The 25117-nt window shown below is 43.1% G+C and carries 18 protein-coding genes and 1 pseudogene; 12 read left to right on the top strand and 7 right to left on the bottom strand.

The annotated features are described in order from the left end of the window. Window positions 1-725: 725 nt before the first annotated feature. The 6 genes and pseudogenes from V7K76_RS10690 to V7K76_RS10665 all read right to left on the bottom strand — a co-directional run. Window positions 726-5033, bottom strand: a complete 4308-nt coding sequence (locus V7K76_RS10690; RefSeq protein ID WP_335029766.1) for a non-ribosomal peptide synthetase — start codon at window positions 5031-5033, stop codon at window positions 726-728. Continuing rightward, on the bottom strand, window positions 5030-8296 hold the full coding sequence (locus tag V7K76_RS10685) for a non-ribosomal peptide synthetase (RefSeq protein WP_334776655.1): 3267 nt from the start codon (window positions 8294-8296) through the stop codon (window positions 5030-5032). The genes V7K76_RS10690 and V7K76_RS10685 overlap by 4 nt, the downstream gene beginning before the upstream one ends. 77 nt (window positions 8297-8373) lie before the next feature. Continuing rightward, a complete protein-coding gene (locus V7K76_RS10680; RefSeq protein WP_335029764.1) occupies window positions 8374-8745 on the bottom strand; it encodes a hypothetical protein in 372 nt (123 codons plus the stop codon). A 195-nt stretch (window positions 8746-8940) separates the two neighbouring features. After that, complete coding sequence (locus V7K76_RS10675) at window positions 8941-9810, bottom strand: TIGR04325 family methyltransferase (protein ID WP_334776653.1); 870 nt, start codon at window positions 9808-9810, stop codon at window positions 8941-8943. Between the two features lie 66 nt (window positions 9811-9876). Then, on the bottom strand, window positions 9877-14892 hold the full coding sequence (locus V7K76_RS10670; RefSeq protein ID WP_334776652.1) for an aminotransferase class III-fold pyridoxal phosphate-dependent enzyme: 5016 nt from the start codon (window positions 14890-14892) through the stop codon (window positions 9877-9879). 3 nt (window positions 14893-14895) lie between these two features. Continuing rightward, window positions 14896-16815 (bottom strand): annotated as a pseudogene (locus tag V7K76_RS10665) (non-ribosomal peptide synthetase); the annotation flags it as partial. An 846-nt stretch (window positions 16816-17661) separates the two neighbouring features. On the opposite strand from V7K76_RS10665, the gene V7K76_RS10660 reads away from it, so the two are divergent. The 7 genes from V7K76_RS10660 to V7K76_RS10630 all read left to right on the top strand — a co-directional run bounded on the left by V7K76_RS10660 (window position 17662) and on the right by V7K76_RS10630 (window position 19577). Further along, window positions 17662-17958, top strand: coding sequence for a hypothetical protein (locus V7K76_RS10660; protein WP_334776650.1), 297 nt, complete (start codon window positions 17662-17664; stop codon window positions 17956-17958). An 81-nt stretch (window positions 17959-18039) separates the two neighbouring features. Then, the gene (locus V7K76_RS10655) at window positions 18040-18366 is read left to right on the top strand and encodes a hypothetical protein (protein WP_334776649.1); all 327 of its coding nucleotides are present in this window, start codon (window positions 18040-18042) and stop codon (window positions 18364-18366) included. 138 nt (window positions 18367-18504) lie between these two features. Then, on the top strand, window positions 18505-18720 hold the full coding sequence (locus tag V7K76_RS10650) for a hypothetical protein (protein ID WP_334776648.1): 216 nt from the start codon (window positions 18505-18507) through the stop codon (window positions 18718-18720). Window positions 18721-18765: 45 nt separating this feature from the next. Continuing rightward, a complete protein-coding gene (locus tag V7K76_RS10645) occupies window positions 18766-18891 on the top strand; it encodes a hypothetical protein (protein ID WP_334776647.1) in 126 nt (41 codons plus the stop codon). Window positions 18892-18943: 52 nt separating this feature from the next. Next, the gene (locus tag V7K76_RS10640) at window positions 18944-19195 is read left to right on the top strand and encodes a type II toxin-antitoxin system Phd/YefM family antitoxin (RefSeq protein WP_334776646.1); all 252 of its coding nucleotides are present in this window, start codon (window positions 18944-18946) and stop codon (window positions 19193-19195) included. Next, entirely contained in the window at window positions 19192-19452 is a 261-nt protein-coding gene (locus V7K76_RS10635) for a hypothetical protein (RefSeq protein WP_334776645.1), read from the top strand. Before V7K76_RS10640 ends, V7K76_RS10635 begins: the two co-directional genes overlap by 4 nt. Continuing rightward, window positions 19341-19577, top strand: a complete 237-nt coding sequence (locus tag V7K76_RS10630; protein WP_334776697.1) for a type II toxin-antitoxin system VapC family toxin — start codon at window positions 19341-19343, stop codon at window positions 19575-19577. Before V7K76_RS10635 ends, V7K76_RS10630 begins: the two co-directional genes overlap by 112 nt. Here V7K76_RS10630 and V7K76_RS10625 read toward each other — a convergent pair whose 3' ends face one another. After that, the gene (locus V7K76_RS10625) at window positions 19578-19934 is read right to left on the bottom strand and encodes a DUF433 domain-containing protein (protein WP_334776644.1); all 357 of its coding nucleotides are present in this window, start codon (window positions 19932-19934) and stop codon (window positions 19578-19580) included. A 293-nt stretch (window positions 19935-20227) separates the two neighbouring features. On the opposite strand from V7K76_RS10625, the gene V7K76_RS10620 reads away from it, so the two are divergent. From V7K76_RS10620 to V7K76_RS10600, 5 genes are all read left to right on the top strand, one after another. Beyond that, entirely contained in the window at window positions 20228-21232 is a 1005-nt protein-coding gene (locus tag V7K76_RS10620) for an LLM class flavin-dependent oxidoreductase (RefSeq protein WP_334776643.1), read from the top strand. 182 nt (window positions 21233-21414) lie between these two features. Next, window positions 21415-22872, top strand: a complete 1458-nt coding sequence (locus V7K76_RS10615) for an MFS transporter (protein WP_334776641.1) — start codon at window positions 21415-21417, stop codon at window positions 22870-22872. Window positions 22873-22990: 118 nt separating this feature from the next. Next, a complete protein-coding gene (locus V7K76_RS10610; RefSeq protein WP_334776639.1) occupies window positions 22991-23740 on the top strand; it encodes an SDR family NAD(P)-dependent oxidoreductase in 750 nt (249 codons plus the stop codon). A gap of 488 nt (window positions 23741-24228) precedes the next feature. Further along, the gene (locus V7K76_RS10605) at window positions 24229-24432 is read left to right on the top strand and encodes a hypothetical protein (RefSeq protein WP_334776638.1); all 204 of its coding nucleotides are present in this window, start codon (window positions 24229-24231) and stop codon (window positions 24430-24432) included. Then, on the top strand, window positions 24413-24766 hold the full coding sequence (locus V7K76_RS10600) for a type II toxin-antitoxin system PemK/MazF family toxin (protein ID WP_334776637.1): 354 nt from the start codon (window positions 24413-24415) through the stop codon (window positions 24764-24766). Before V7K76_RS10605 ends, V7K76_RS10600 begins: the two co-directional genes overlap by 20 nt. The last annotated feature ends 351 nt before the right edge of the window (window positions 24767-25117 follow it).

The raw sequence follows: 25117 nt of genomic DNA, 5'->3' as shown, positions 1-25117 counted from the left end.
CTACCGCGAACGCGCCACTTGCAGGCGTTAGCGCATAGCGGGACGTACCCCTACGGGGATCTTGCTACGCGGTAGCGTCTCTAAGAGTTGTACGGTTTTAAACCTCACTTCTTTTCATTAACTTTCCTTGTTAAATATTACCTATGACCGATTATGAAAGAATTCTCCATCACGTTTTTGCTAGCTTATTTAATAATAAAAGTAAAGGCGAAGATTTTTTGCCCTCTAAGAGGAATCAACTATTAAATTTATGAAGGAAACACAAGAACTGCCTTCAGTAAATTTACTAGTTTAATTCACATTAAGTCATTTACATCGATATGCATAAAATAACCCCACCCCACAGATGGGATGAGGTTGTTCGATTTTGCTAAGTAATTACCCGATTTTAAGCAAGATTGGCACTTAAATTTACTTGCACAATCAAATCGTTGTAATCTTTGTCACTACCATGTTTTATTAGCGATCGCATTTATACTTATATTACAATCCGGTTCAGTTAAGGATAATCGTAGGTTGGGTGGAACAAAGTGAAACCCAACAAACCCGCGAAAATGTTGGGTTTCGTTCCTCCACCCAACCTACGCATCTGAGGGGTTTTTGGCGCTAACTGAACCGTATTGACTTATATCAAACTGCCAGTAGAAGTTATTACCCACAAATAAAACAACCCCATCCCGCAAGTGAGATGAGGTTGGAAAAGTTAAGTTTTTTACTTCCCTGAGTTACTTCTTTCCTATGGTTTCTGCAATAATTTGATTTATGCAAGCCTTCATTGTTTCAGACACAGATCGTACATAGGGTTCTTTAAAAATGGAATTATGAATCCCAGAAATATCATAAATATCCACTCCCCCTAATGCCAATTTACCCCAACCCATTTTGGCATCACCCTGTCGTTGTCCAACTACAAGACCATCTTCTGTTCGGAATACGGTTGCTCGACCTGAGTAAACTTGTAGAACATATTTTCTGAGTGCTTGTATGCTGGCCTCTTGCACCATGTATTTTCGGTTGGAGTAAGGTAAGGGGCGTCCGAGAATCAGGTGAACGTGAAAGACAATCCGCCAGAGTATCTCTTTGATTTGATACTTAAGCCGCTCTATATTTCCTTTTACCTGCTCAATAACATAATTAGATGCAGTTGCTAAAAGATTCTTCCAATTATGAGAGGTTGATTTTTGCAATGGCACAGATTCAATATTTCGTGAACCATAGGTATCAAATAAAACCAGCAAATCTACTTTATTACCTTGCATGACCAATTGCCGAGCCATCTCATAAGCAATTATACCCCCAGACGAGTAGCCGCCGATCAAATAAGGCTCACAGGGCTGAATAGTCTGGATTTGTTGAATGTAGTGCGCTGCCATGTCTTCAATTCGGGTATAAGGAAGTTGCTTTCCATCTAACCCTTGTGGTTGTAGTCCATAAAAGGGTTGATCTGATCCTAAATGCACTGCCAATTCACGGAAACGCAGAACTTCTCCACCCAAACCATGTACACAGAAGAAAGGAGGCCTAGAACCGTTGGGCTGAATAGCTACTAAAGATGACCAAGGAATTGATGTTTCAGACTTGACATCAGATGTTGATGCCACTGAAATCCCAACATTTGAGGATTTTTCTCGCTCAACAATATTAGCTAATTGCTCAATAGTTGGGGCTTGCAAAAGGATAGATAGAGCTAAGTTTTTGCCTACAATCTTTTCAATCTCAGAAAAAAGACGTACTGCTAGCAGTGAGTGTCCACCCAAATCAAAAAAGTTGTCTGTTATTCCAATCGGATGAATTCCTAAAACATTTTCCCAGATTTCTGTTAATTGAAGTTGTAAAGGATTTTCTGCTGTAGCAAATATTTTTCCTATTTTAGAATTAGTTAGATTAAGCGCAGCTAAGGCTTGGCGATCAACTTGACCATTAGCATTCAATGGCAAAGAATCCACTATGACAAAGGCAGAAGGCAACAAATGCTCAGGCAACTTTTGCTGGAGAAAACTAAGTAGTTGCTCACTTCCAAAAGTCTCCCCTTCTTTAGGGACAACATAAGCAATTAAACGTTTATCCCCAGGAACATCTTCTTTGGCAATCACCACAGTTTTTTGTACGCCTGGATATTGACCTAAAATTGTTTCAATTTCAGCCAACTCAATGCGAAAACTGTGGATTTTTACCTGATTGTCTAGGCGGCCCAAAAACTCAATATTACCGTCGCTTAAGTAGCGTCCTAAATCGCCACTTCTGTAAAGGTATGCTCCAGATTCACTGCTAAAGGGATTGGGGATAAATTTCTCAGATGTTAAGTCTGGACGGTTAAAGTAGCCTTGTGCAATACCAATACCACTGATGTAGATTTCGCCAGGAATACCAATTGGCGCTGGTTGCGATCGCTGATCGAGAATGTAGATTTTGGTATTGGCGATCGCTCTCCCTATGGGAATTTCTGACCGAGTGTTACTCGCTTCAGTGGCGGTTTCTGGATCGTAAATCGTGGCGGTTAAAGTTGTTTCTAGCGATCCATAAGCATTCAGCCAGCGTACTTGCTTGCCAACTTTTTCTACCCAAGTTAAATAGGCATTGCGTGAGACTTTTTCACCACCAACCATAACTAAGCGCAAGCTGACGGGCAAGGTTTGTAAAGATATAGATGGCTCATTAACTAACTCATACCAAAAAGAAGTAGGTAGATTAACAATGGTAATCTGTTGTTGAGCAATGAATGGGAAAAACTGCGCCGTCAAGTTTTGTAGCTCTTGAGGCTGGATAATTGCAGTAGCACCAGCAATCCAAGTGGGGAAAAGTGATTCAATAAAAGAATCGCAACTGATACTAGATATTAGTAGTAGGCGATCGCGCTCAGTCAACTCCCAAGTTTCGCTAATGGCCAAGCTGTGGGTGACAAGATTACGGTGAGTAATACCTATACCGTTGGGTTTTCCATCGCAGCCGGATACATACATCACACAAGCGAGAATCCGATCTGTGGTATAATATACTAGATTTTCAGTTGAATGTACGGCAATACCTTCCCAATCAGTATCCAAACAGATAACTTGCGCTTGATGCCCAGAGAGTTTCGCAACTAATGAGCTTTGGGTTAATACTAAGGATATTTGAGCATCTTCTAAAATGAAAGCCAAACCATCTTGCCCAGATGTCGGAGCTATGGATACGTAAGTTCCCCCTGCTTTTAAAACACCCAACAGCCCCACAATCGCATCTAGGCAAGGCTCTACATTCAGACCAACGAGTACCCCCGATTTCACCCCTAGAGTTTGCAAATAGCGGGCTAGTTGATTTGCACGCTGGTTGAGTTCCTGATAGGTTAATTGCTGATTTTCAAAACTTACTGCAATATTATTTGGAGTTCGTTTCGCTTGAGCCTCAAACCACTGATGGATACAAGTATTCTGGGGATAATTAGCCTGTTTGCCATGCCAATCAACCAACACTTGATGTTGTTCACCTACTGTTAACAGGGGTAATTCAGATATCGGCAGATCGGGATTAGTGACAATACCTTCGAGTAAATTTTTGAAGTGTCCCAACATCCGCTCTATGGTACTGGCATCAAACATCTCGGCATTGTAATCAAATACCATGCCCAGGCCATTATCCTGTTCCCGCAAGACTAATGTCAGATCGTATTTGGTTTTGCCATTATAAATATAGCCAAATAAAGAAGTGATAGTCAGATCGGGTAGTTGCACTGATGCCATGCCACGACCATTAGACCAAGGAGGATTGAGGGAGAACTTTACCTGAAATAAAGACGAACTACTGCGACTTTGTTGTTCTGGTCTAAGTTCTTCAATTAACTTTTCAAATGGTAGGTCTTGATGGCTATAAGCTTCTAAGCAATCCTTACGCACGCGATCTAACAATTGTCGGAAAGTTGGATTTCCTGCTAAGTTACCCCGCATTACAAGGGTATTAGAGAAAAATCCAATCAGCCCTTCGGTTTCTACTTGTCCGCGGCTGGCACTGGCAAAGCTGATGAGTAGGTCTTCTTGTCCAGAATAACGGTAGAGTAATAGCTCAAACACTGTCAGTAGAGTCATGAACAGGGTGACACCCCATTTTTGACTCAAGTCTGTCAGGGTATGGTTTAGCGTCTTTGGTAGCAGCAGGGCAGCGCGATCGCCTCGATAAGTTTGCACACCTTGAGGACGGGGATGATCGTAAGGTAACTTAATGATCGGTAAATTGCCTTCTAGCTTTTGCTTCCAGTAGTTTACCTGTGACTCTAAAACCTCTCCCTGGAGCCATTGATATTGCCAATTAGTAAAATCAGCATACTGCACTGGTAAGGGAGTTAAAGGAGAAGCCTTCCCAGCCGACAATGCTTTATAAATGGTAGTGAAGTCTTGATAGAACACATCAGAAGAAGCTCCATCACAAACTATGCAGTGCATATTCCAGATTAGCAGATGCTCGCGATCGCTCAACTTCAGCAGCAGCACCCGCAAAATCGGCCCATTGGCTAGATCAAAAGGTTGATGAGCTTCTTTAGTTGCTAGTAGGTGAGCTTCCGCCTCTCGTTGTTCATCTGCTACTTGCTGCAAGTCAATTATTGGCAATGTTAAGGAAACATCGGTAGCAATAACTTGAGTGGGCTTTCCATTCACTGCTGGAAAAGTTGTCCGCAAAACTTCATGGCGACAGACGACTTCTCTCAAACTTTCCTCTAAAACAGCAACATTAAGATTTCCCGTAAAACGCACCACAACGGGCATATTATTTGAGGAACTATTAGGTTCAAACTGATGCAGGAACCATATCCGTTGCTGACCGAAGGAAAGTGGCAAGTTGCCATTCCGTTCACAAGCGACAATTGGAGGAATTTGCGAACTGGCGGCTGTAGTAATTTGTTTTAGAAAGTTGATGATTTCGGCTTTTTGAGTTTTTAACTCGGTGAGCAGTTCCGGTGTGAGGCTGTCTTTCACCGCCCGATAGCGTAAGCGTTCACCCTCTAGCCAAAGTTTGACATCGCGCTGACGTAGCTCAGATAGTAGTTCATGTAATGTTTTCATAGCTCACCTTCCTCGTAATCATCAGCTGTTTCACTATCAGCAGCCTGAATACCTTGGGTGGCCCAGCGCAGAGTCTCCACTCGTTCAGCCAATTCTGCTACCGTTGGTAATTCAAATAAATTGGACATCAAAATTTCTGCTTGCAAGGCTTGGCGCAGTCGAGAAACCACTTGAATTCCTAGTAGAGAATATCCACCCAATTCAAAAAAGTTGTCGTAAATTCCAACCTGTCTAACATTCAAAACCTGTGTCCAGATATCTGCAATCTGCTGCTCAATGGGAGTGCGAGGCGCTACATAGTTTGCCTCCAGTTCCGGGCGGGAAGCATCTGGCTTTGGCAATGCCTTGCGATCGACTTTGCCATTGGGGGTTAATGGCATAGCTTTTAGTGCCATAAAGATTGTTGGCACCATAAAGTCAGGAAGCTGTTGTTTCAAGAATCGACGCAATTGCGAAATCACTTGCAAGCTATCTTGACCAGTTTCGGCAACAATATAACCTACTAGACTAGTCTCATTAGGAGTGTCTTCTCGAACAATTACAACAGCTTCTTTTACTTCTGAATGTTGTAGAAGTGCGGTTTCAATTTCACCTAATTCTATGCGGAAACCACGCAATTTTACCTGATAGTCGATCCGACCCAAGTATTCAATATGTCCATCTGGTAAATAGCGAGCCAAATCTCCAGTTTTGTATAAGCGCGATTTCGGGTTTGAACTGAAGGGATTAGAAATAAATCTTTCAGCAGTAAGTTCGGGACGATTAAGATATCCCCTTGCTAGTCCTTCGCCACCAATATACAACTCACCCGATATACCAATAGGAACGGGTTGTAAATGGGAGTCTAAAATGTATGTCTGCGTATTAGCTAGAGGGCAACCAATGTCTATTGTTTTATTTGCCGTTGTCACCTTATAGCCTGTTGACCAAATCGTTGTTTCTGTAGGCCCGTAGAGGTTCCACAGACAAGCTCCCTTAGGTAATAATTGATTTGCTAGGTCTCTAGGTAAGGCTTCACCTGTGGAAATCATCTTGAGTTGAGGACTACCTTGCCATCCAGCTGCCAGTAATAGCCGCCAAGTCACTGGTGTTGGTTGCATAAAGGTTGCCCCAGAGGCGGTGAGCGTTTTTAACAGTTTAGTGCCATCAGCCGCAACTTCACGGCTCACCAACACCAACTTCGCACCTACAGACAGGGGGAGAAAAATTTCTGAAACAGCAATATCAAAGGATAGGCTAGTAACAGAGAGGAGAGTATCTTCAGCAGTTAAACCGGGTTCTTTAGCGATCGCATTCAGGAGATTAACAGCACTCTGATGTTGAATTTGAACGCCTTTTGGTTGACCTGTGGAGCCAGATGTATAGATGACGTAGGCTAAGTTATTGGAAGTGACGTTATGTGTTGGGTTATCTAACCCGTAATCTCTGGATTGCCAGTTGCTATCAAGGCAAACAATCTCTGCTTGATGGTTGGGTAGCCCCGACTTTAGCTTCTCGTGCGTTAGTAGCACTGACACCTGAGCATCTTGCAGCATAAAAGCTAAACGTTCTTGAGGATAAGCATAATCTAATGGTACGTATGCTCCCCCGGCTTTGAGAATGCCTAAAACTCCTACAACCATTTCCAAACTGCGCTCGACACACAGGCCAACTAGAACTTCTGACCCGACCCCTAAGCTTTGGAGATAATGGGCTAGCTGATTAGCTTGCTGATTCAGTTCGCGGTAGCTAATTTGTTGATCTTCAAAAACTACAGCGATCGCATCTGGAGTTTTCTCTACTTGAGCTTCAAACAGCTGGTGAATGCAAATATCTTGGGGATAAGCTGTTTGAGTATTGTTCCATGTTGCCAATAACTGTTGCTCAACTGCTGGCAAAATTGGCAATTTAGCAATAATTTGATTAGGGTTAGCAACTATGCCCAATAACAAAGTTTCAAACTCTGCCATCCGGCGGCGGATAGTATCAGCGTCAAATAAATTAGTGTTGTACTGGCATTCTAGTATAAGTTCACCATGCGATTCCGTAGCATTGATAAACAGTTCAAAATTCTCGAATGCGCGTGGATTAGAGAAAAATTCCACCTCTAACTCGATAAAGGGAAGTTTATCGCTGTCTAAGGCTTGATCGATGTTAAATATAATTGGTACTAAGGGAATACGGCTAGAATCTCGTGGCAATACTAATTTTTTGACCAGATTACCAAAGGTAAATTGTTGATGATCGTAGGCATCTAAGACAGCCGATCGCCGCGTTTGCAAGTAGTCGCTGAAAGATTTTTCGCCATCAATCTGGGTACGCAAGGGTAATAAATTTACACAGTGACCTACAAGATTATATTGCCCCAAAGCAGCTTGTCCGGCGGCTGGAATGCCTACAACCAAGTCGTTTTGTCCTGTTAGACGGTGCAGCCAGACCTCGAATCCTCCCAGGATAGTGGTCAGAAAGCTACAACCGAGTTTTGTTCCTAGTTGTTTGAGGTTGGCAACTAATTGGGGATTTAAATGCCAATCTTCGCGGGCGGCGTTAAAAGTTCTGAGTGGTGGACGAGGGCGATCGCTAGGGAAATCCAGCACAGGTACAGAGTCAGCGAATTGTTGTAACCAATATTCTTCTGTGGCGATCGCTTCTGGACTATCCGCCTCTTCTTCCTGCAAAGTCGCATATTCACTTAAGTAGTCTGGTTCTTCTAATTCAGGAACAATACCCTGTTGCAAGCCAGAATAAAGTTTACCCAAATCTGGCATCAGCACTGCCCAAGACCAACCATCACAAATGATATGATGGGCTGTCAAAATAGCTAGATGCTCCTGCGGCTGCAATTTCGCAATTTTTGCCCGAAATAGAGGGCCATGTTCCAAATCAAAAGGTTGCTCTACTTCTTGTCGCAAGATACTAGCTAATTTTTCCTGATGTTCCTGTGGTTCTAGCTTAGAAAGATCAATAATAGGGATTTCAATTTGCCGAGAAGCAACAATGCAGAGTGTATTGCCATCGGTGCTAAAAGTTGTCCGCAGTGCTTCATGACGTTGTACTAACTTTTCCACCGCAGACTGGAGAACTTTGACATCAAGTTCACCTTTTAGTCGCAGAGATTGGGACTCATTATAAGCACAATTGGCTGCATTCCCCATTTGCACAGAAGCCCAAATTTCTTTTTGTGATTCTGTGGCAGGGGCTGTTAGAAGTAATTCTCCATCTACAAATGGATCAAAATCAACCGCAGTCAATCTGGATTGGTAATCTACAGGTGATAAGCTCATAAAACTCTCTTATTTTCTCAATTTATTCAATGTGTTTAAATTTAAATTTCTCTTGGCAAACTACTAACTTTAATACATTATTTACCTACGATTGTAGATTTTAAATAATTCCGCGCTGGCACTTTTATAAATCTATATGTCAATGATGCAGCCAATAATACAATCATAAGAAATAATCCTAAAGATGTCAATGCTTGATAGTTTGTGAATATTGTGCCAAAAACCTCATGAAAATTATAAAGCCATAATAGTTTTAACAGTTCTTGAACAAACCAATGAACCATATAAATTGAGTAAGATATAGTGCCGAATCCATTTTTAAAGAAATCACTATAGTTTGATAAAGTTGAACCTGCTTTAGGTAAAGCGTAATACGAAAAGTGGAGTGTAACAACAATTAAAGCTGCTATACCACGCAGATAATTGAGAGATTTAATGTGTTTATACATTGATTGTATTAGAGTTTACTAATGAGTAAAAAACAAGGAATTAATGATTATTTTCAGAATGATGATTATACTCGTTTAATGGATATACTATTTATTAGTTTCTTGTGTTTTGGTCATTTTGATATGACCAAAACACAAGAGCCAGTCTTTAATTGTGCAGCAATTTCAATCTAACAATCACAAAATTGATTGTAGCTAATCACTAAGTCGTAGATAAAAGCCGTAATAATTGCGTACAAAACGATCGGGATTAAACGGAATGTGACAAGTACGATACCATGTCCAAGTATCGATTAATTCATAGCCAAGTGAGGACAAAGATGCGATAAATTCAGGGCGATTCTGGATTTTATATGGGCAAAAAGCGTAACCAATATTTTGTAATGTGATAAACTTTTCCCCATCATAAAATGGTACTCGGTTAATCAAGATGTGGCGTGGCTTTGTCTTCAACTGTCCCAACATTTCAGACAGTGATGGTTCTATATATTGCAGAGCACCGCAAGTGAGCAATATTTCTGCACCTTCAGCATCGGCAAATTGCGTCGTAAAAGACAAGCCTGGGTTATCGGCTTTTCTTGCCAATTGTTCTCCCGCTTTAATCACCTCTGGTATGTCACACACTATCCACCGAAGATCATTGGGATATTGCAGAAACTTTTTGTAAGTATAGTAAGCATGTCCTACGTTACCGCCGATATCGAAAATAGTTGAACTATTAGCGAATGCAGATCCTAGCCATGCAACAACCGGATAGTCCTGGGAATTGAACTCATTTGCCTCCCAAGCAGTAGTCAACTTTGCTACTGAACGGTGGTTATGAATTTCAGGTTGGTTGTAGCCAGCCTTAGCGCCTTTAGGGATCGCTTGCAAAGCCTCTGCAAATGTACTATAAACACCCCGACACGCAGTAATATTTTGGTTAAATAACCAATGGTATTGGTAGTAATCAGATATAACTGGGACTTTTGTCACAATTTTTCTGAAACTTTGCTTTAGCCGTTTTACCATTTGTTGTTTTAGCTGTCTGAAATAATCTTTATCAAAGGAAGCTATCAAAGTCATATTAAAACCTTAATGTTGGAAGATTTTTTGTTACTTTTTCGAGAAAAAAGGCTGTTTCAAAACACTTCAGGAAACACTTGCAACTTGTAAATATTTTCCAGGACGCTCGGTATCGGGGATATACCAGGCAGGGTTCCCTTGGGGATCTCGTCCTAATTTGGCATTAGGTTGCGGAGGACGATTGCGTAAACTGTTATTGGTAATTTCGCGGTTTGTTACTTCTATGGGCGGTGCAGACAAGAAGCCAGCAGCCTGCATTTCGGCAATAGTCTCTTTAAAAGCTGCCATTACTAAAGCCAGATCGGCTTCAGAATGAGCTGTGGTCAAGAAGCAAGGACGGTGATCCCAAATATGTACTCCTTTATCCCGCAGCAAGTAATACAGCAAATCTCCGTAGGGGAACTCTGGTAAAGGCTTCACCATGAAAAGGGAGCCGAAATTATAGACTGTGAACGGTGCTTGAACTTGCTGGAAATAACCCATCAGTTCTGCTACAAACTTATCGGTTCTTGCATTGAGATTTTGCTGCAAGCTGGGGCCACTTTGTTTTAAATGTTGAAGTACTGCTTTGGCGGCTGCTAGTGCTAGAGGATGGCGGACAAAGGTGCCGGCAAAGTAAGTCACGCCTACCTCTGGAACGGAGTCATCCCCAAACTGCCAAAACCCACCATCTAGAGCATCCATGTATTGTGATTTGCCAGCAATGACTCCAATTGGTAGCCCACCGCCCACAATCTTGCCATAGGTTGCGATATCAGCCTTTATACCGAAATGTGCCTGAGCGCCACCTTGATGAATTCTGAATCCGGTAACAATTTCATCGAAAATCAGAGCAATACCAGCTTTTTTAGTGAAATCACGCAATTGGTGAAGGAATTCCTTGGGTTGGTATTCAGGGCGACGGCTTTGCACAGATTCCACCATTACTGCTGCTAACTCATCAGCCCGCTCTTGGAGGATTTCTAGAGACTCAGGCGAACCATACTCTAACACCAAAATGTTCTCTACCATTTCGGGTGGGATACCAGGAGCCGCTGGAATTGACCGGAGTTTCTTTGTACCCCGAACAATTACTTCATCCAAAATACCGTGATAAGCTCCAGAAAAGATGGCGATTAAGTTACGTCCTGTGATGGTGCGTACCATCCGCATCGCTCCTAGAACTGCTTCCGAACCTGTGTTGCAAAAAGCTACTCGGTCAAAGTTCGTCACCTCACACATTAGCCGCGCCACTTCTCCAACTAAGGGAGTTTGCGGTCCAATTTCCATGCCGAGTTTCAGTTGTGCTTCAATTGCTTCAGTAATGAAAGGTGGCGACCAACCAAATAAATTCAAGCCAAAGCCGTTGCTTAAATCGACATATTCATTGCCATCAACATCCCAAAGTTTAGAACCTGATGAACGAGATGTCACGATGGGATAAACCATCTCTTTCATCGTCGGGTTAAAGCCAGAAACAGTTCTTGGATCTGCTAAATAAGGGCGATGAGATTGAGTAAATTCTTTGGATTTTTGAGTCCGTTGTGTATATCTTTGGATAATTTTGTCTAGATGAGTACGTTGTTGTGCTGTCAGAGTTTTAGTCTGGGTCTTTTCAATTCGAGCTGCTGCACCAAATGGCTTTTTAGCACCATTTGACTCTGTATCTACCAATACTGATTCTTTGCTGGTTTGGGTTGGGGGGATAGATACAGCATTTTCTGGCTTGATATGATTATTTTGAGATGTTGCCGCAGCTACAATTGGGATTGTTACAGATTGACTGTTGTTACCCAATAGCGCCAATTGCTGGCTCATAATTTGTAGCTGCTGATTAATAACATTTTCTAAGACACTAGATGCAGCAGGTTGAGTAGAAATCTGAGACGCAGATCCATTTGTATGAACTTCATGCACTACCAAAGTGGGTGATGTGGTTGCAGGTAATGGCAATGGTGCTTCTGGAATGGGGTTTGCAACGGTTTCTGTTAATCCTAGTGCAGATAAAGTTTCGGGAGATAAGCCTTGATTGATTAAGTCAGCTAGCGTTCCTAAATTTGGGCAAATTTCTAGTAAATGCCTAAGTGTGACTTTGACTTTAAATTTTTTCTTCAAAGCTAGCCCAACTTGTGTCAGAGATAAGGAATCTAATCCCATTTCTAAAAATGTTGTCGAGTCGTCAACACTAGCGATTTCCAATCCTGAAGTTTCTTCGATAATTTCTTTGAGCAGGGGAATAAGCTTTTGCTGAAGGGATGTTGTCATAGTTTGAGCCTTTTCTAATAATTGGGGATTTAAAAGTTTGGGAGTTGCTGCACGATTGGGATGAGGTGGAGGATCAATCCAGAAGCGTTGACGTTCAAAGGGATAAGTAGGTAGAGGAATTCGTTGTCGCGTTTCTCTTTGATAGAAATTACCCCAGTCAATAGATACTCCTGATAACCACAGTTGTCCTACCGCCTTGAGTAATGCTGTCCATTCGGCTTCGTTCTCAGTGTTATCACTTAGAGAAGCAACCGCAATCTGTTGTTTAATATCTTTTGCTTGTTGGCGGGCTAAGGTCGTAGTTGTGATTCTTGGCCCCACTTCTAACAGTACGCGCTCTGGCTGCTGCCAGATGGTTTGTACGCCCTCCGCAAATCGCACAGTCTGGCGTAGATGTGTAGCCCAATACATCGGATCGGTTGCTTGCTGGGCTGTAATCCAGTCGGCGGTAACTGTAGAAACAAAGGGAATTTGGGGTGGTGATAATTTAACCTTTCCAACTACCTCTGCAAAGGGGTGAATGATGCTATCCATCATTGGGGAATGGAAAGCGTGGGAAGTGTGTAAATAGCGACAGACGACTTCTTCACTTTCTAGTTGTTTTTGCAGAGCCGCGATCGCCTCTATGGGGCCAGAAACTACACAGAGGGAAGGGCCATTAATTGCGGCGATCGCCAGTTCTGCACTCAATCGCGGCTCTACTTCTTTGGCTGGTAGGCACACTGAAAGCATTGCCCCTGCTGGTAACTCCCACATTAAGCGACCGCGAGTTGCCACCAGCATCAGCGCATCTTTTAAGGTAAATACACCCGCGATACAGGCGGCGACAAATTCGCCAATGCTGTGGCCAATCATGGCTTGGGGCTTGACTCCCCAACTTTGCCAAAGTTGCGCTAAAGCATATTCAATGACAAACAATGCTGGTTGGGTAAAGCAGGTTTGCCGTAGGGAAATAGCCGCAGTTTCGCGTAGGCGTAGCCCGCCGTAGGCATCGCCCAGCGCTGGATAGATAATTTCTCGTAAATCCTTGCCCAGTAGAGGTTTAAGGATTTCAGCACATTCATCTACTACCTCCTGAAACACAGGTTCGCTGTTGTAGAGATTTAGTCCCATGTCCACATATTGCGATCCTTGTCCGGGGAACATGAAGACAACGGCTGGATTGCGGATTTCTAGATGACGGGTATTTACTTGATTTGGATCTAAAGATTGCAGGGCTGCGATCGCATCTGTGATATCGTGACAAACTATACTGCGTCGGTAGTTAAAAGCTTTGCGCCCTCGTTGTAGAGTATAAGCTACATCGGCTAAGTTAATTTCTGCATTGTACTGGAGATGTTGCTGTAAATTTGCGGTTGCAGCCTCTAAAGCTTTACTAGTTTTTGCCGAGAGCAACAATAGCTGCTTTGGGCGCTCAAATTCTTCTTTTTTTTGAATTTTGAATTTTGTTAGCGCAGCGTTAGCGAGTCCGCGTTCGCGAAGCGTCTCGTAGAGAGCGTCATTTTGAATTTTTAAAGGTGCTTCTTCTAGCACAATATGAGCATTAGTACCGCCGACACCAAAAGAACTTACACCGGCTCGTCGCGGAGTTTTACCTTCTGACCATTCAGCTAGTTGGGTATTTACATAGAAGGGGCTGTTGGCAAAGTCAATCTTGGGGTTGGGAGCTTCAAAATTTAAACTAGGGGGAATCTTTTTATAATGCAGGGCGAGAGCGGTTTTAATTAACCCTGCTACCCCAGCCGCCGCAACTAAATGTCCGACATTGCTTTTAAGAGAACCGATCGCACAAAATTGTTTAGCATCTGTATGTACACGAAATGCTTGGGTTAGTGCTTCAATTTCAATTGGGTCGCCTAAAGGTGTAGCTGTACCGTGAGCTTCAATATAAGAGATAGTTTCTGGGTGAAAGTTGGCATCAGCTTGGGCCATTGCAATGGCCTCTGCTTGTCCATCGACACTGGGAGCCGTAAAGCTCACCTTATCAGCACCGTCATTATTGATACCAGAACCTCGAATGACAGCATAGATGCGATCGCCATCATTGAGTGCATCTTCTAAACGCTTGAGGACAACTACTCCTGCACCATTGTTAAACATTGTGCCCTGAGCGCTGGCATCAAAGGGACGACAATGCCCATCCCCAGAGAGCATACTGCCTTCTTGAGCTATATAACCGCTGTTTTGAGGTGTAGTCATAGATACACCACCTGCCAAAGCCATATCGCATTGATAGTTGCTTAGAGCTTGACAGGCTTGAATAACTGCTACTAAAGATGTGGAACAGGCAGTATTTACACTGACAGCCGGGCCTTTCAGGTTGAGCTTGTAAGCAGCACGAGTGGTTAAAAAGTCTTTTTCATTGGCTAACATCGTCTGGAACTCACCGATGCGATCGACAATTTCCATACGACCAGCAATGTGGTTAGCAAAATAAGTATTTTGACCACAACCAGCGTACAAACCAATCAAACCCTCAAAAGATTCTGATTGATAACCAGCATTTTCTAGAGCTTCATAAACCAACTCCAGAAAAACTCTCGCCTGTGGGTCCATAACCACAGCTTCCAAGGGATTAATGCCAAAGAATGCGGCATCAAAGGTTTCTCCCCCAGAAATGATTCCTCTAGCTTTTACGTAGCTAGGATCTTTGCAAAGGTTCGGGTCAATACTAGGATCTAGCTCCTCATCTTGAAAAAAAGTCGTTGACTCTAATCCCTCACACAGATTGCGCCACAACTCATCGACATTTCCAGCGCCAGGAAATCTTCCTACCATGCCAATAATGGCAACACCATCAATAGGATCTTGGTTCTCGGATGCTTGCATATTTACCATTGCTTAAACACCTTGTTGATGATTACGGCGACGAGTCCGAACGGCTTGTTGGCGTTGGGCGCGATTTTGCAGCTTGTCAGAAGACGGTTGGCTATTCTGGTTTGAATGCAAATAGTTTGCTAATGAGGCAATTGTTGAATACTGAAATAGCTTCACAGTCGGTAGCTGAATCCCAAGTTCTTTTTGTACTCGTACAGCAACTTGCAGAATTGAGATTGAACTTCCTCCCAAATCAAAGAAATTATCATCAATTCCAATGCGATCGATTTTGAGCAAATCGGACAAAATACCCGCCAGCAGAAGCTCTAAATCGGTTTGGGGAGAAATATACGCTTGTTCTAGTTGCGGACGTTCTCTACTTGGTGCTGGCAATTTCTGTCTATCTAGTTTGCCATTTACAGTCAAAGGCATTGATTCTAATAACACAAAAGCTGATGGCAGCATGTGACTAGGTAATCGCTGCTCTAAAAAGCTACGCAATTGATTGGACGTGTAGCTACTGTTTTGATGAGGAACAACATAAGCAACTAACTGCTTTTCGCCTGTTTCTTCTTGGCGAGCGAGAACGACAGTTTCACGAACTTCAGGATGTTGAGCAATTTCTCTTTCAATTTCGCCTAGTTCAATTCGGAAGCCACGAATCTTCACCTGATGGTCAATGCGACCGAGATATTCTATGTCTCCATTGGGTAGATATCTTGCTAAATCACCTGTTTTATAAAGCCGCGCCTGCGGATCGTTACTTAAGGGGTTAGCAATAAAAGCTTTCGTAGTCAAATCGGGACGATTGAGATAGCCACGAGCTAAACCTGCACCTCCCACATACATTTCACCAGGAACACCAACGGTAACTAACTGTTTATGCTCATCTAGCAGATACAATTGCAAGTCAGGAATTGGACAACCAATCACACTCCCTGCTCCTGGTCTCAAGTCATCTTCTGTAATTGGACGATAGGTAACATGAACGGTAGTTTCTGTAATACCGTACATATTCACCAACCTTGGAGACTCATACCCGTGACGAGTAAACCAAGGCTTTAAGCTTTGAATTTCTAATGCTTCCCCACCAAAGATTACCCAACGTAGAGTTAAGTTTCCAGAATCAGTAATTGTCTGTTCTGTGTGGATTAATTGTTGAAAAGCTGAAGGGGTTTGATTGAGAACTGTAACTTTTTCTTTGCAGAGTAATTCATAGAAGGCTTCTGGAGAACGGCTAACTAAATATGGCACTACAACTAACCGTCCGCCATAAATTAATGCACCCCAAATTTCCCACACAGAAAAGTCAAAGGCAAAGGAGTGAAACAGCGTCCAGACATCCTGTTGGTTAAAGTTATACCAGTGTTCAGTAGCTTTAAATAAGCGGACAACATTGGAGTGATTAATTAATACACCTTTGGGCTTACCTGTAGAACCTGAAGTATAAATTATGTAGGCTAAGTTTTCAGATGTTACTGAACTCGCGGGGTTTTCTGAACTGTATTGAGATAGGATTTCTCTCTCAGAATCAAGGCAGAAAACTTGAATATGGTTTTGAGGAAGATTATTTAATAAGTGCTTTTGTGTTAGCAATACTGAAACTTGAGCATCTTCTAAGATAAAAGCGAGGCGATCAATTGGATAATTTGGATCAAGTGGCGCATAGGCTCCACCCGCCTTGAGAATACCTAACAATCCCACTATCATTTCTAAAGAGCGTTCTACACAGATGCCAACGAGGACATCAGGTCCTACACCTAAATTTTGTAAGTATTGTGCTAGTTGATTGGCTTTGATATTCAACTCACGGTAGGTTAACTGTTGGTCTTCAAACACCACCGCTACAGCCTCAGGTGTCAGTTCTACTTGTGCTTCAAACAAGTTATGAATACACGCTTGCTGAGAATAATAAATTTGAGTATGATTACACTCGTACAGTAGGTGTTTTTCAGATTTTTTCAAGATAGATAATGTTAAATTATCTCGTTCTAAGTTATTTTGTGATAATGATATTTGAGGTTGATTTGCTAGCATTTTATTTTTCTGTTTAGCCAATTTGAAATTATATTAAAAGATGAATTACACAACAAATTATGCTGCAATCTTACAACGTTTGTATTAAAGGGCACTGACTCTAATATTTAGTTCTCCCATTCTGACCTATTTCCTGAAAATCGTAGTTATTTTCAATACATCTTCATTGAAAATTAAAAATTTAGAGATGTTTGCAATGGGAGTATTAACTAGTACAACACGGCGTAAATAAACCAACCATTTAAAATAGCCAGAAACCTTACAAAATAAGCATTCTTTCTTTCTTTTTACTTTTGCCTTTTTACTTTTGCCTTCTTGTACTAGACATCTCCGAAAAAGAATTGTTTTGACGTAGCACTGCTACGTCTCTACAAGGGTTATGGATAACGCATATTTAATTTCTGGAGATGTCTACTGTACATATGCTTATTTTGAGAGAACAAAAAGAATTAATGCCTTGAGGGTCAAGAAAGACAGCGATTTTAAGCTGTTGCGCCTGCAAATTGCATCACTTGCATGATTAGGCAAAACCTGTAAATCCTCTCCCTTGCTCCCTGCTCCCCTGCCGCCTCACTGTGCAAACATATAATCACAACAGCTTACCAAGCCCCGTTGGGGCGAGTGTAGGGGTGTAGGGAAAAAGACACTTCCCCAACAACTCCTCTCTTTAAAAATACAGTCCGAGCGATCGCGAACCAACTCAATGCAGGATCATCTGTATCGCTTTATGGTTGCTCAGGGTCAGAAGCTTTATTGGCACTGAATAACACCGTGAGTGACGCGATCGCTAAAAAGGGAGGGCAGCACACTTACACTTTTACTGGGGAAGTGGGGCAACAATTCTTCTACGATACCCTGGATGGTAGCGCTGACCTAAGATACTCCCTCTACGATCCCATCGGAACAGTTCTCATTGATGGAGCTAATGTTCATAGCGATCGCCACTCTAATTGGAGCAATTTTATTCTTTCATTAACGCACCCTACGAAAGCTGCTATGCACTCAGCAATGATATGGTTAATGTCAGGTAAAAAAAGCATATCTAATTAAGATATGTAAAATCACTGGATTAAATCTAAAGGAGCATTGTATTGTCACTTTGGATATTATTCAGTCTATTAAAGCTTCAATATGCGATCGCTGCGTTTTATTTTTATTGGTATCATTACTTTTCTATTTGTTACAAATATTGTTTTTCTGCGAAGGATTGTATCTGTCCTGCTCTGCGGAGTGATGGGCTTTAACCCGGTCAGCAGTTATTATTTACTTCACGATTACGGCAAGGCAGAGGCTGCTAGTCCTTCAAGTAGGGTTGCTGCCTTGGATAATGTCCGTACTGTGCAGGAAGAGGAGCAGAAACAGAAAGTTGCAGACTGTTTTCTGGGGATTTGTATAAACATTCCAAAGATTCCCACCGGAAACCAGCCGAAACCAATTGCTTCATCTCAATATAGTTAGGACTTACGCACTGTACAAAATAACTATCTTGTGTATCAACGTAAATACGTTGTTTCAGGCTTTTATCAATCTCCCTTGATTGGGTGCGATCGCCAAAATATCATTGAAAAATCTCGCTATAAGCCTTGAAAACTATACTTGCTATTTTGGCTTTTCTGTCAATGCGTAAGTCCTAATAGTGATGAATATCAAAAGGATTTTGACAATTTCCCTCATCAGCCGCCTATCACCAATTTAACGGGAACCTGGATTCGTGGTGCAGGAGCGGGTTTCCATATTGACCAGCGAGGTTGCACAGCAGGCATTATAGGTACGCTAACCGTTGATGGTAAAGAATCTCGCCTGATCTTGTAGGTTCCTTTGACGTAAGGAAACCCAACATTCATTAGCTCAAACAAAGTGCGATCGCCTAATCTGATAGCAACTATCTTAAAGGTCAAGCGATCGCCAGAATCAGGGAAAATTGGCTCAGGCGATCGTCATCGAATTATCATCATTAGCTCAAACAAAGTACGATCGCACTGATTCTAGATACCTGTAAAATTAAGCAAGAGCAGTCACATAAAAACACAAAAAAATGACACGGATTCCATTAACAGAAGCTCAACTTCGTTTACCCGAACTGATTGCAAATCTGCAACCCGGTGAAGAAGTGCAGATTTTTGTAGGCGATGTCTACGACGGGCTACGCCTACGCACTGTCGCCAGACTAATTGCTGAACTCCAACCACCCCGCAAGCCCCGCACGCCTGGTAGTGCAATCGGAACCCTAAGCATCCTGTCCGAAGACGAAACCCACTTGAAAGACTTTCACGACTACATACCATGAAGTTTCTGCTCGATACTCAGGCATTCCTCTGGTTTTTACTCAACGATCGCGCCCTTAGTCAAGTCGCCCGTGATTTGATTGTCGATCCCCTCAATGACATCTTGCTCAGTCCTGCAACAATTGGGAAATTGCGATCAAAGTTAGTATTGGTAAGTATCAAATTCCGGGAAATTTTGAAACGTGGATGGAGCATCAAATCCAAGTTAACGAATTGGAAATATTACCGATTAAAATTGCTCATGCAGCTGCGATCGTGACTCTGCCATTCCATCATAAAGATCCTTTTGATCGGCTTTTGGTTGCCCAAGCACTCAGAGAAAAGATGCCGATCATTAGCGTGGATGCAGTGCTAGACAATTATGGAGTCATTCGCTATTGGTAACTACCATACTGCGGTCAGTCGCATCCTTCGTTTGAGAATTGCGATCGCCCATCTCCCATAGACTGGATTGAGTAGGCAGATCGACCGTGGTTGGGCGATCGCTTTATTTATCACAACTAAGTGCTGCAAATCATCTATGTCTAGCATCGCTTTCGCGATCGCTTCCAAAACTTGTAATGCTGGTGTTTTCAGATGGGGAAAGTCTTCCAGAAACTCAGCCAAACCTGATTCATCTTCTAGGTAATCAAAAAAGGTTTGTAAGGGAACCCGTGTGCCAACAAAGACAGGAACTCCGCCCATAATTTCTGGATCGGTATGAACAATCTCTTGACGATCAAGAATTTGTTGGATTTTCATTACGAGTTCACTGAATCGAGTTAATGAAATCCTAGCACTTGATCAGCCGCGATCGCCTATCTCATAGCAACTATCTTCAAAGTCAAGCGATCGCTCTGCAATGTGGTTTTCTTCTAGAGCTTGCTTCTTAGAGTTGTCTATGATAGTTTGCTAACTAGTATAAAGTACAGTATCTCTATCAACTTATCGGATTATGGGGAACATTATCGTTGATATAGCTCAAGGAGTGCGCTCAGGACTCAGCACTCAGTACTGAATAGGGTCAACCCAACTATTTGCAGAGGGTAATCATAATGCAGATTGGACTGTTCCACCAAATGTGGGCTACTCCTAATATTGAAGACCGGGAATTTTTTGCTCAGACGATCGCTGATGTGCAATTAGCTGAAACACTGGGTTTTGAATCCTGCTCTTTTGGAGAGCATCATTTTATCAGAGAACGGCCTTTTTATGGTCGATTACCAGTTCCAGAAGTGTTCATCGCTAGGCTAGCAGGGGAAACGACCCGAATTAAACTTGGCACAGCAATTAAAATTCTCACCTTAGAAAATCCACTACGTTTTGCAGAATCCGTATCTTTGCTGGATTTACTAACCAATGGCAGAGTGATGTTTGGACTAGGCCACGGAAGTCCTGCTGATATGGAACATACTGGCTTCAGCCAAGAGGAAAAACATCAAATCTTTCGTGAGCAACTTCTGGAAGTCCTAGACTACCTTTCACCCCAGCGCCAAGGCTCCCAAATTACACCACTACCCCGCCAAGGGTTAGGAAAATTGTTTTGGTTAGGAGTACGCGATCGCGAAACCATAGTCTTAGCTGCTAAACTTGGTCTCAATCTATTAGTCGGACAAGGGGAAGGTGCATCTGCTCAAAACATCTATAGCGATATCTATCGACAAGCCGGTGGGACTGGAGCATTGCGAGGATTTAGGCTAGTGTACGTTGCCCAGACAGATGCCGAAGCTCAAAATACAGTTGCCTCATCAGCCGAAGTATTCTTCAGCCTCAGAGAAAAGTTACCAGCATACACAGAAGCACAGCGTCAAGGACGCATCCCCCCAGGGCCGCCAAAAGACTTAGCAGATATGTTGAAGCGCATTAATTACATCGTCGGTTCCCCCGAAACTGTTGCCGCACAACTTAATGAGTATGTTGCAGCCACTCACATAGACCGCTTGGGGATCAAGATTCATCTGCCAGGACTGGCGAATGAACATATCCAGCGAACAATGAAACTATTTGCCCAAGAGGTTGCCCCCAAGGTGCAGTTATTAAAACAACCACAGGCAGTCTAAGCAATTCAAAATTCCCAATAAATCAAACTATAGCAGCCATCCTGCCTCTTGAATCCATACTTTCTTCAGCAAGGACAAACCGATCTTTAGTTTTTTGAACTTGGTAGCAAGGACATCACTTTACAATTAATATACGTATGCAAACTATTCATAAACGTAAAATCAAAGGCGGAGGCTAAACGTTGGCACAATTCCAAGCAGAACCTCTGGCTTTATCAGGCTCTCAAAAAAATTGGGTCTTACTCGGTGTCGGACTTGGGGTGTTCATGTCTACCCTAGATGTGGGCATCATCAATGTTGCTTTACCCACATTGGTACAAGCCTTTGGCACGAGTTTCCCTACGACCCAATGGGCTGTATTGAGTTACCAGTTGGTCAGTTCCGGTTTAGTTTTGGGAGCAACGCGTTTGGGGGATATGTGGGGCAAGAAATCCTTATACCAAGGGGGACTTGTTCTGTTCACTTTCAGTTCGCTGTTGTGTGGTTTTGCACCTAGTATTGAGTGGTTGATTGGCTTTCGGGCACTTCAAGGACTAGGTGCTGTGTTTATATCTGGGCTTGGTTTGGCAATCATCACAGAAGTTTTTCCCTCTTCCGAACGAGGTCGGGCTGTTGGTGTCATCGGTAGTGTAGTGTCACTGGGAATTGCTTTTGGCCCTTCTGCTGGTGGACTGCTCTTGAGCTTGTCAGGCTGGCATAGTATATTCTTCATCAATATACCCCTGGGAATCATCGCTAGTTTCTTAATAGCTCGCGTGGTGCCACCTTCTGGACGCGTTGAGGGCAAACAGAAATTTGACTTTTTTGGAGCCATATTGGCTTTATTGACCCTCGGTAGTTTTGGGTTGGGTATGACGCAAGGGCAAAGCCAGGGCTTTAGCAGTACTAATGCTCTGGTATTATTAGCGATCGCAACTCTAAGTTTCACGACTTTTTTAGTAGTTGAAGCGATCGTAGAGCAGCCACTACTAGAACTGCACTTATTTCGCAATCTTCAGTTGAGTATGGGTTTGCTGAGTGGCTGGCTAGCCTTTACTGTCATTGGTGGTTCGCTACTCATCGTCCCTTTCTTTCTGGAGGGAGTCAAGCAATATCCGACGATAAAAGTGGGGCTACTACTAGCCGTATCGCCTGTACTTAGTGGATTAATTGCCCCCTTGGCTGGAACACTTTCAGACCGCTTTGGTGCTAGATTGATCAGTTCAATTGGGCTGGGTTTGATGATTGGCGGCTGTCTAGGGATCAGCACCTTTGATGCTCAAATTACTGAGCTAGGCTATGTATCGCGCTATTTTATTTACGGCATTGGACTGGGTTTATTCCAATCGCCTAACAACAGCACTGTTATGGGATCAGTACCAAGGGAACGACTAGGGATTGCTTCTGGGTTGCTGTCTTTGTCACGCACCTCAGGGAACACCGTAGGAGTTTCTCTGATCGGGGCAGTATTTGGAGCCTTGATCGCTAGCATGTCTGCGGGTGCAGATGTCTCTGTTGCCCCTCCTGATGCGATCGTTGCAGGGTTCCAAGGGACTTTTCGCTTCGCAGCCATAATACTGAGTGTGGCAGCAGTTGCATCTGTTTTGAGGATCAGTAAAAGGCAGGGTGCAGGGGAGCAGGGAGCAGGGAGTAGGGAGTAGGGAGTAGGGAGTAGGGAGGCAGGGGAGGCAGGGGGAGAAACAAGAACCAGTACCCAATGCCCAATGCCCAATGCCTAATACCCAATGCCCAATTATCAATTATTAAGGAGTTAGATAAATGACAGGTAAATTAGAAGGAAAAGTAGCAATTATCACTGGTGCATCAGCAGGAATTGGAGAAGCAACGGCGATCGCTCTGGCTTCAGTTGGAGCAACGGTAGTACTCGCTGCTAGACGTGGCGATCGCATTCAAGCGTTAGCAGAACGTATCGAAGCTAGTGGTGGCAAGGCATTGCCCATTGTCACTGATGTAACTGATGAAACCCAGGTAAATAACTTGGTGGCCAAGGCAAATGCTGAATTGGGAAGGGTTGATATCCTTGTTAACAATGCAGGGATTGCTTTACTCGGCACTATTGAAGCTGGAAATAGCTCAGACTGGCGGCGATCCTTTGACCTCAACGTATTAGGATTGCTATATGCTACTCATGCGGTTTTGCCTTTATTGAAAGCGCAAAAATCGGGGCATATAGTCAATATTTCCTCAGTGGCCGGGCGGACAGCGCGGGCGGGCATTGGTGTTTACAATGCTACCAAATGGGGTGTTAATGCCCTATCTGAAGCATTACGCCAAGAAGTCCACAAAGACAACATTCGCGTCACCATCATTGAACCTGGTTTGGTGGATACGGAAATTGACAACCAAATTACCGATCCTGTTGCCAAACAACGGATTCAAGAACGACGCAAGTCAATTCAACCTCTGCAAAGCGAAGATATTGCTGCTGCGATCGTTTACGCCCTGACGCAACCACCACATGTTAATGTCAACGAAATTCTCATCCGACCAACGGGACAAGAACACTAAAGCTAAAGGTTTTGTTGAAGAGCTATAGCATTTCCCGACAAGCGTCAGGTACACCGATAGGGGCACGGCAGTGCCCATTGGTGTCAACTTAACGTGAAAACTAGCCTAGTAAAAGCTTTTAGATATTGTCTCGTTCCCAGTCTCCGACTGGGAATGCCGTCCTAGAGGCTCCGCCTCGCTTGCTGGCGGCAGAGCCACTTTTGAGTTGCATTTCCAGCCTACGGCTGGAAACGAGGTTTTAAGGGAGTTTCAGCAAAAAAATTGTGCATTAGACGTAGGTTGGGTGGAGCGGAGCGCAACCCAATATCCTGATATATGTTGGGTTACGCAAAGCCTCCACCCAACCCACCCAACCTACAATTTTTTGCAACATTTTAGCCTTGCCACGCCACTACGAGTGCGATCGCTTTATAATTGCGATATCTACGACGGGCGTAGCTGCGGCACTTTATGTCATACATTGAATATAGTTAGCAGTCGGCAATTCCATGAATATTCGTCAAGAACTTCTAAGTCTGATTGAACAACTGAGTGATGAGCAGTTATCAGCATTACTTGATTTAGCTCTTTCTTTCAAGAATGGCGAAAAATCTGTTAATCCTGCTATTGAATCTCAGGCTTATCAGGATTGGGTAAGCCCTGAAAATGATATTTACGACAAAGTATTTGCTGATGAGCTTACAGCGCGGTGATGTTGTGTTGTGTCGAGTCCCCATGCCTTCAACCGGATTGGCACAGTTTAAAGTTCGCCCTGCTGTTGTAATTTCGGCAAATCAATTGAATCAAATTCTTGATGATTTGATGGTTGTGCCTTGTACTTCCAACACTAATCGCCCTTTAACTGTGACGCAATACTTAATAACGGGCGATGAAATTGCCAGTGCAGGTATTAGAGTTGAGTCTGTAGTTCGCTGTGAGTCAATTTTTACATTAAACAAATCTATGATTCTCAGAAAGCTGGGTTCTCTTTCCTCTGAGACAATTAATCAGGTGAATTTCTGTCTAATAGCGGCTTTGGAATTATAAACAAAACCAGACTTTTGTCTCACGAAAAAACGCATTTAGCCCAGGTCGGTGTGGCTCTTGTTTGTGTAGCCGCGAATTCTATGACACTGTTGGTCAACTCTTGATGGGTTTGACCCCTCACCCCTAAAACCTTGGTTTGGCGTTGCTTTCCCGCCCTGAAATAAATTTCGGGCTAAGAGCTACTGTCCGTTGAAACGGACTAGAATCAAGAGCAATTGCAATGATGGGTTAGACCCCCTATCAATTCGCCAACAGTCTCATTCCATTCGCCAAGGCGCTCTTTATGAAGTGCTGCAAAAAATATCACAATTTGGGAAAATAATAAAGTAAGTCGAATATTATACGACTAAC

Origin of the sequence: Nostoc sp. (assembly GCF_036917975.1) — a bacterium.
Classification (GTDB): domain Bacteria; phylum Cyanobacteriota; class Cyanobacteriia; order Cyanobacteriales; family Nostocaceae; genus Nostoc.
Note: the sequence above shows the minus strand (reverse complement) of the source record. Positions and strands in the feature narration are given on the sequence as shown.

Coding starts and splice junctions, on each gene's coding strand:
- V7K76_RS10655 (WP_334776649.1), top strand. CDS start 18,040: ATGCGATCGCTGCGTTTTATTTTTATTGGTATCATTACTTTTCTATTT.
- V7K76_RS10635 (WP_334776645.1), top strand. CDS start 19,192: ATGAAGTTTCTGCTCGATACTCAGGCATTCCTCTGGTTTTTACTCAAC.
- V7K76_RS10675 (WP_334776653.1), bottom strand. CDS start 9,810: ATGACTTTGATAGCTTCCTTTGATAAAGATTATTTCAGACAGCTAAAA.
- V7K76_RS10685 (WP_334776655.1), bottom strand. CDS start 8,296: ATGAGCTTATCACCTGTAGATTACCAATCCAGATTGACTGCGGTTGAT.
- V7K76_RS10670 (WP_334776652.1), bottom strand. CDS start 14,892: ATGGTAAATATGCAAGCATCCGAGAACCAAGATCCTATTGATGGTGTT.
- V7K76_RS10625 (WP_334776644.1), bottom strand. CDS start 19,934: ATGAAAATCCAACAAATTCTTGATCGTCAAGAGATTGTTCATACCGAT.
- V7K76_RS10610 (WP_334776639.1), top strand. CDS start 22,991: ATGACAGGTAAATTAGAAGGAAAAGTAGCAATTATCACTGGTGCATCA.
- V7K76_RS10605 (WP_334776638.1), top strand. CDS start 24,229: ATGAATATTCGTCAAGAACTTCTAAGTCTGATTGAACAACTGAGTGAT.
- V7K76_RS10600 (WP_334776637.1), top strand. CDS start 24,413: ATGAGCTTACAGCGCGGTGATGTTGTGTTGTGTCGAGTCCCCATGCCT.
- V7K76_RS10680 (WP_335029764.1), bottom strand. CDS start 8,745: ATGTATAAACACATTAAATCTCTCAATTATCTGCGTGGTATAGCAGCT.
- V7K76_RS10690 (WP_335029766.1), bottom strand. CDS start 5,033: ATGAAAACATTACATGAACTACTATCTGAGCTACGTCAGCGCGATGTC.
- V7K76_RS10640 (WP_334776646.1), top strand. CDS start 18,944: ATGACACGGATTCCATTAACAGAAGCTCAACTTCGTTTACCCGAACTG.
- V7K76_RS10620 (WP_334776643.1), top strand. CDS start 20,228: ATGCAGATTGGACTGTTCCACCAAATGTGGGCTACTCCTAATATTGAA.